This is a genomic window from Rhodocyclus purpureus (assembly GCF_016653115.1).
GTDB classification, from domain to species: Bacteria; Pseudomonadota; Gammaproteobacteria; order Burkholderiales; family Rhodocyclaceae; genus Rhodocyclus; species Rhodocyclus purpureus.
Window position 1 is genome coordinate 68,219 of the sequence record NZ_NHRX01000009.1, and the last position, 6,522, is coordinate 74,740.

At 66.6% G+C, this 6,522-nt stretch carries 8 protein-coding genes; 2 read left to right on the plus strand and 6 right to left on the minus strand.

Annotated elements, in window-relative coordinates:
- Positions 1-218: 218 nt before the first annotated feature.
- Positions 219-482, plus strand: a complete 264-nt coding sequence (locus tag CCR84_RS01205) for a hypothetical protein (protein ID WP_242508470.1) — start codon at positions 219-221, stop codon at positions 480-482.
- Between the two features lie 273 nt (positions 483-755).
- On the plus strand, positions 756-1,265 hold the full coding sequence (locus CCR84_RS01210) for a hypothetical protein (protein WP_201209109.1): 510 nt from the start codon (positions 756-758) through the stop codon (positions 1,263-1,265).
- A gap of 23 nt (positions 1,266-1,288) precedes the next feature.
- On the opposite strand, the gene CCR84_RS01215 is transcribed toward CCR84_RS01210, so the two are convergent.
- From CCR84_RS01215 to CCR84_RS01240, 6 genes are all read right to left on the minus strand, one after another.
- Positions 1,289-1,624, minus strand: a complete 336-nt coding sequence (locus tag CCR84_RS01215; RefSeq protein ID WP_201209110.1) for a cyd operon YbgE family protein — start codon at positions 1,622-1,624, stop codon at positions 1,289-1,291.
- On the minus strand, positions 1,605-1,763 hold the full coding sequence (gene cydX, locus CCR84_RS01220; protein WP_201209111.1) for a cytochrome bd-I oxidase subunit CydX: 159 nt from the start codon (positions 1,761-1,763) through the stop codon (positions 1,605-1,607). The genes CCR84_RS01215 and cydX overlap by 20 nt, the downstream gene beginning before the upstream one ends.
- Positions 1,764-1,777: 14 nt before the next feature.
- On the minus strand, positions 1,778-2,920 hold the full coding sequence (gene cydB, locus CCR84_RS01225) for a cytochrome d ubiquinol oxidase subunit II (protein ID WP_201209112.1): 1,143 nt from the start codon (positions 2,918-2,920) through the stop codon (positions 1,778-1,780).
- A gap of 15 nt (positions 2,921-2,935) precedes the next feature.
- Positions 2,936-4,492 (minus strand): cytochrome ubiquinol oxidase subunit I, encoded by a 1,557-nt coding sequence (locus CCR84_RS01230; protein WP_201209113.1) that lies wholly within the window; start codon positions 4,490-4,492, stop codon positions 2,936-2,938.
- Complete coding sequence (gene cydP / locus CCR84_RS01235; protein WP_201209122.1) at positions 4,482-4,691, minus strand: cytochrome oxidase putative small subunit CydP; 210 nt, start codon at positions 4,689-4,691, stop codon at positions 4,482-4,484. The genes CCR84_RS01230 and cydP overlap by 11 nt, the downstream gene beginning before the upstream one ends.
- 206 nt (positions 4,692-4,897) lie before the next feature.
- A complete protein-coding gene (locus CCR84_RS01240; protein WP_201209114.1) occupies positions 4,898-6,199 on the minus strand; it encodes a M18 family aminopeptidase in 1,302 nt (433 codons plus the stop codon).
- Positions 6,200-6,522: the final 323 nt, after the last annotated feature.

The window sequence follows — 6,522 nt, forward strand, 5'->3', positions numbered from 1 at the left end:
GGTCCACGCGCGTCCATCCCGTCATTGCGAGGCGCGTAGCGCCGTGGCAATCCAGTTCGTTCTTCCGTCTCGGCTTACTTGCGACCTGCCGCGCGAGATCCGCTTCCAGCCCCACGCACTGGATCGCCACGCCCTGCGGGCTCGCGATGACGGGCTGCTGCTCAGCACTGCAGCTCTGCCGCGACGCTTCGCAGTTTCACCTTGATCAGATCAGAACCATGAGCGAACCCATCACTCCCCCGACCGCGGAACAGGACGATCCCGGCCAGCCGCCCAAAGCCTGGCTGCGCCCCGACGGGTCGGTGATCGCCTGCACCGAGAAGATCCTCGTGCTCAACGAGAACTTCCTCGAACTGAAGCAACTGGCGCAGGACGCGCTCGACGACGCGCTGCTGATGGGCTGCAGCGAAGCACAGGTGCGCGCGGTCTATCGCGCACTGTTCGACGGGCTCAAGGGCTCGTTCCCGGAGAGGCAGGACTGAACGGTCCGACGACTGAAACGGGCTTGATCTCGGCCGATGACTGTATAAAATAACAGTATCCGCGCCGCCGGCTCGCCGCCGTGGGCACGGTGCCTGTACCGGAACATCCCGGTGCAGGCGTCGCCCAACCTGCCGATCCCGCCTGCGATGAATCAACTTGCCCTCGAGTTCGACCCCACGCCCTTCGTCGCCCCACTGCGCAGCCCTCGCCCGCGGCGTAAACCCGCAGTTCCACGGGACACGTCGCGCACCCTTGCCGCAGTCACGCTGGAGATGAAAGCTCCCGACTCAGCAAGCGACGAAAGCGCGTCGGCTGACGCGGCGTTGAGGGAGGATCGCCTGTGGCAGGAAGGCTTCTGGACGGCGCGGGTGGTGCGCAGCGAGGACGAAGGCTGGGCGGTCGAGGTGCTGCACGGCGACGCATCCGAGCCTGTGCATGTCGCGCCGTGGCCCGTCGCCCGCGACGGGCTGGAGCCAAAACCGCTCGACCAGGCGGCGTTCGCCAGCTTGGTGAAGGCGGCCGGCGAAGCGCTGCTGCGCCATGAACGGCAGTTGCGCTGGCAGTTGCGCAAGCAGTTGAGCGTCTGCGCGCAGGGCTGCGACTGGGAAGTCATCCTCGACATCGTCCCCGACGAGTACGAGCCGCACGCGCTCTTGAGCGCGATCGACGCGAACGGTGCCGAGGTCGCACGGGTGCGCGTGCCGGCCGACTACCGCTTCAATCGGGAGAGCGTGAACGCCTGGATCGCGAACGATTTCCGGGCGCCCGACGACAGCGACTGACGACCGGCAGCGCTCGAGATCCTTCAGAACGCGCCGGGCAGCATGCCCTCGCTCCACAGCCGCCAGGCGGCGAGCAGCAGCCCGAGCAGGCAGGCGCTGCCGGAGAAGAGCCAGCGCCAGACGACGAAGCGGGGGACGAAACCGACGCCGGTGACGAAGCCGGAGCTCATCGACCAGAACAGCGCCGTCGCCGCCCAGTGGTCGGCGCCGCCGCCGGGGGCAGCGAGGCCGTTCGGCCACACCGTGATGCCGAGCATGACCGCGATCGCGGTGACGAGCGGCAACCAGCGGATGCGGGCGCGCGGCTCGTGCGCGTCCGCATCACCACGGGCCGGCGGCTCAGTGCGCAGCGGGTCCATGTCCCGGTGCTTTACCCGAGCCCTTCGCGGCGGCGCGCCGGCTTTCCTCGCGCGCGTCCTCGTTCTCGCCCCACAGCGCGTTGAGGATGGCAAGCATCACCGCGAGACCGATGCCGAGTATCCAGGCGAAATACCACATGTTCTGTTCCTCTCTCAGTACGCGGAGTGCTCGTTTTCGCGGATGTAGGCAGTGGTGACCTTCCCGGCCATCACCTTGTAGCACCAGCTCGTGTAGGCGATGATGATCGGCACGAAGATCAGCGCCACCCAGAACATGATGGTCAGGGTGCCCTGGCTGGAGACGCTGTCCCACACCGTCAGGCTCGATCCGGGCACGCTCGACGAGGGCATCACGAACGGGAACATCGACACGCCGGCGGTGCCGATGACGCCGACGATCGCCAGCGACGAAGCAACGAAGGCGAGCAGCGTGCGCCGCATCGCGACCAGCGCCAGCGCCAGCAAGGCGCCGACGTAGGCGAGCGCCGGGACGAGCTTGGTCGCCGGCATCGCCGCGTAGTTGGCGAGCCAGGCGCCCGGCTGCGCGGCGACGGTCTTGAGCAAGGGATTCGGCTGGGCAGCGGGGTCGATCGCCGAAGTGATCGCGTAGCCGAAATTGCCGTTGGCGATCCACACGCCGGCGGCGCTGAAGGCGACGATCAGGAGCGAGCCGAAGATCAGCGCGGCGCGGATCGAGCGGCGCTGGATGTCACCCTCGGTGCGGTGCGACAGATAGACCGCACCGTGGAAGGTGATCATCGCCGAGCTGACGACGCCGACGAGCAGGGCGAACGGATTGAGCAAGCCCCAGAACGAGCCCGTGTAGTACGACATCATGTTTTCGTCGAAGTGGAAGGGAACGCCCTGCAGCAGGTTGCCGAAGGCGACGCCGAAGATCAGCGGCGGCACCGAACCGCCGATGAACAGGCCCCAGTCCCAAGTGCTGCGCCAGGTGGCGTTGTGGATCTTGCTGCGGTAATCGAAGCCGACCGGGCGCAGGAACAGCGCGTAGAGCACCGCCAGCATTGCCCAGTAGAAGCCGGAGAAGGCGGTGGCATAGACCATCGGCCAGGCGGCAAAGATGGCACCGCCGGCGGTGATGAACCAGACCTGGTTGCCGTCCCAGTGCGGGCCGACGGTGTTGATGACAACGCGCCGCTCCTCGTCGGTCTTGCCGACGAAGGGCAGCAGGGTGCCGACGCCCATGTCGTGCCCGTCCATGATGGCGAAGCCGACCAGCAGGACGCCGATCAGCAGCCACCAGATCACTTTCAGCGTTGGATAATCGAAGATCATGACATTGACTCCCGCTCAGGCGTGGTGCGCTTCGTTCATGTAACGTCCGGTACCGAGACTGCCCGGTCCCTGGCGCGAGAACTTCACCATCAGGTACATCTCGACGCAGAGCAGGATCGTGTAGAAGACGACGAAGCCGGTCAGCGACCCGTACAGGCTCTCCACCGTCAGCGTCGACACCGACATGTGCGTCGGCAGCACGCCGTAGATGGTCCAGGGCTGGCGACCGTACTCGGCGACGAACCAACCCATCTCGCAGGCAATCCACGGCGCCGGCAACATCAGGAGCGCGGCGCGCAGCAGCCAGCGGCGCTGCATGAAATCGCCCTTCACCGAGGCGTAGAGCGCCATGCCGAACAGGAGCAGCATCGCGAAGCCGAGCGCGACCATGATGCGGAAGCCCCAGAACAGCGGCGTCACGCGCGGGATCGTGTCGCGCGCAGCCTTGTCGATCAGTTCCGGCGTCACCTCGTCCATCGAGGTCACGTACTTGCGCAGCAGGAGCCCGAAGCCGAGATCGCCCTTGACCGCGTCGAAGGCGGCGCGGGTCACCTCGTCCTGCGGATTCTTGCGCAGCGTTTCGAGCAGTTTCACCGCCTCGATGCCGGTGACGACGCGCTCGCGGTTCCTCTTCAGGATGTCGTTGAGCCCCGGGATCTGCTCGTCGACCGAACGCGTGCCGATCAGGCCCATCACCCAGGGGATGTGGATCGCGTAGTCGTTCTTCATCTCGGCTTCGTTGGGCACCGCGACCAGGTTGAACGACGCCGGTGCCGGCTCGGTTTCCCACATCGCCTCCATCGCCGCGAGCTTGGTCTGTTGCGCTTCGCCGACCGCGTAGCCCGACTCGTCGCCGAGGACGATCACAGAACACGCCGAGGCGAAGCCGAAGGCGGCCGCAATGCGGAACGAGCGCTTGGCGAACTCGACGTCGCGCCCGCGCAGCAGGTACCACGAGGAAATCGCCAGCACGAAGATGGCGCCGGTACAGTAGCCGGCCGAGACGGTATGCACGAACTTGCTCTGCGCCACCGGGTTCAGGAGCACGGTCGCGAAGTCGGTCATCTCCATGCGCATCGTCTCGTAGCTGAATTCGGAACCGATCGGGTTCTGCATCCAGCCGTTGGCGATCAGGATCCAAAGTGCCGACAGGTTGGAGGCGACCGCCATCAGCACCGTCACCAGCAGGTGCTGCTGCCGCGACAGCCGATCCCAGCCGAAGAAGAAAAGGCCGATCAGGGTCGATTCGAGGAAGAAGGCCATCAGTCCCTCGATCGCCAGCGGTGCGCCGAAGATGTCACCGACGTAGTGCGAGTAGTAGGCCCAGTTGGTCCCGAACTGGAACTCCATGGTGATGCCGGTGGTGACGCCGAGGGCAAAGTTGATGCCGAACAGCTTGCCCCAGAAGCGGGTCATGTCCTTGTAGATGACCTTGCCGGTCATCACCCAGGCGCTTTCCATGATCACCAGGATCCAGACCATGCCCAGGGTCAGCGGCACGAAAAGGAAGTGATACATCGCCGTCGCGGCGAACTGCAGCCGCGACAGGTCGACGAGTTGCTCACTGAGCATCGTTTTCTCCTGCGGTGGTGGGTCGAGGGGCCAGGGCCGGGGAGACCGCCTGAGCGGCCATCACGCCGGGGTCGACGGGCACCCGCTCGCCGCGGAAGAAGGCCCACCAGATGGCGGTGATGAGCATGATCTTCACGACGAGGATGACCGTGAGCTCGCGCACGAGTCGGCGGTCGGAGAGATGCGTTGTCTGTGCCATGGTCACGAGGTTGTTCGGTCCGGAAAGAACCGTGGTCGTCGCAGCGGGCCGATCGGCAGCACGACTGCGCCTGTGCCGCATGATACGCCTTTGCCGCGAAGGCAGGCATCGACAAAAATCGGCAGGGAAAGTTCCCTCAGCGAAGTGTTAGGTGCGAGGTGTTAGGGGTTAAGGGGCAGGCGTGCGGAGCCGGTAGCGGGGCACGCTCAACTCGCGAAATGTTCGCCGAGCGCGGCGATCATCCAGGCCTGGTCGTCGGCGCCGGCGCTCTCGCGCAGGCTGTGCATCGCCCACAGCGGCGAGCCGACGTCGACGCTGGCGATGCCTAGCCGTGCCGCGACGATCGGGCCGATCGTGCTGCCGCAGCCGAGATTGCCGCGGTGAGCATAGTGCTGGCAGGGGACACCCGCCTTGGCGCACAGGGCGATGAAACGCGCCGCCGTCTCGGCATCGGTCGTATAGCGGTGGTTGGCGTTGCTCTTGATCACCGGGCCGCCGTTGACCAGCACTTTGTGCCCCGGCTCGTACGCCGACGGGAAGTTCGGCTGGTAGGCGTGCGCCATGTCGGCGCTGACTAAGAAACTGCGCGCCAGGCTGCGCCGCCGGTCCTCCTCGTCGAGCCCCGCCTGCGCGGCGATGCGCGTGAGCACGTCGGCGACGAAGCTGCCGCCGGCGCCGGCTGCGCTCTCGCTGCCGACCTCCTCGTGGTCGAAGCAGGCGGTGACGGTGGTCGCCTGCGGCTGCGGGTTCGCCAGCAAGGCGCTGAGTGCGGCATGGCAGGAAGCCAGGTTGTCGAGCCGGCTGGCGGCGACGAACTCGTCCGCCGCCCCCCACAGGCTGCCGCCCTGCACGTCGTACACCGCGAGCTCCCAGCTCAAGAGCTCGCCGGGTTCGACGTCGGCTGCATCGGCGAGCAGGCGGCGCAGGCAGGCTTCGGCGTCCTCGCCGTCGCCGAGGCCGGCGAGGATCAGCGGCAGCTCGGTCTGCTTGTCGAGCTTCAGACCCTTCTCGTTCACCTCGCGGTTCATGTGGATAGCGAGGTTCGGCAGGCGCAGCAAGGGCTGGTCGAAGCGCAGCAGCCGCGTCTGTGGACCGGCTTCCGAGTTCACGACGACCCGTCCGGCGAGGCTCAGATCGCGGTCGGTGAAGGTCGCCAGGATCGGCCCGCCATAGACCTCGACCGCCAGCCGGAGCAGCCCGTCGCTGCCGAGCGCCGGGCGCGGCTTGACGCGCAGCCCCGGCGAATCGGTGTGCGCGCCGACGATGCGGAAGCCCTGCTCCACCAGCGGCTCGCTGCCGACGACGAAGGCGATGATCGACGAACCGCCGCGCACGACGTAATGGCGACTGCCCGGCGTGAGCTGCCAGCGCTCGCCCTCGTCGAGGCGCATGAAGCCCTGTGCCGACAGGCGCTGCGCGCAGCTGGCGACGGCGTGCCACGGGCTCGGGCTCGCGTCGATGAAGTCGATCAGATCAAGCGCGGCGGCGCGGGCGGGCAGAGGGGACATGGGGGAGTACCGGGGAAGTGGAGAATGCTGAAGGCGCGAAGGGTCGGACATTATCGACGCCGTGGCGCTGCGGCGGAAGAGCGCCGGCAACCGGATCGGCTCGGGAAGAGGCGCTGACGATAGTGCACCGAGGAAAGCCCGTCGAGAACCCCCTGAGTCAAGATAGTTGTCGGTGTGCCAAGAAGACGTAGCGGCGAACGTCCGCGAAGTCATGCTGTACCAGTGATGAGGGCGGGCCCCTCGGTGTCGCCGATCAGGCGGAGATGCCAAACCACCCTGAGCTGCGGTCGTAAAGAGCGACTGTGGTGAGCGTCATGGGAAAA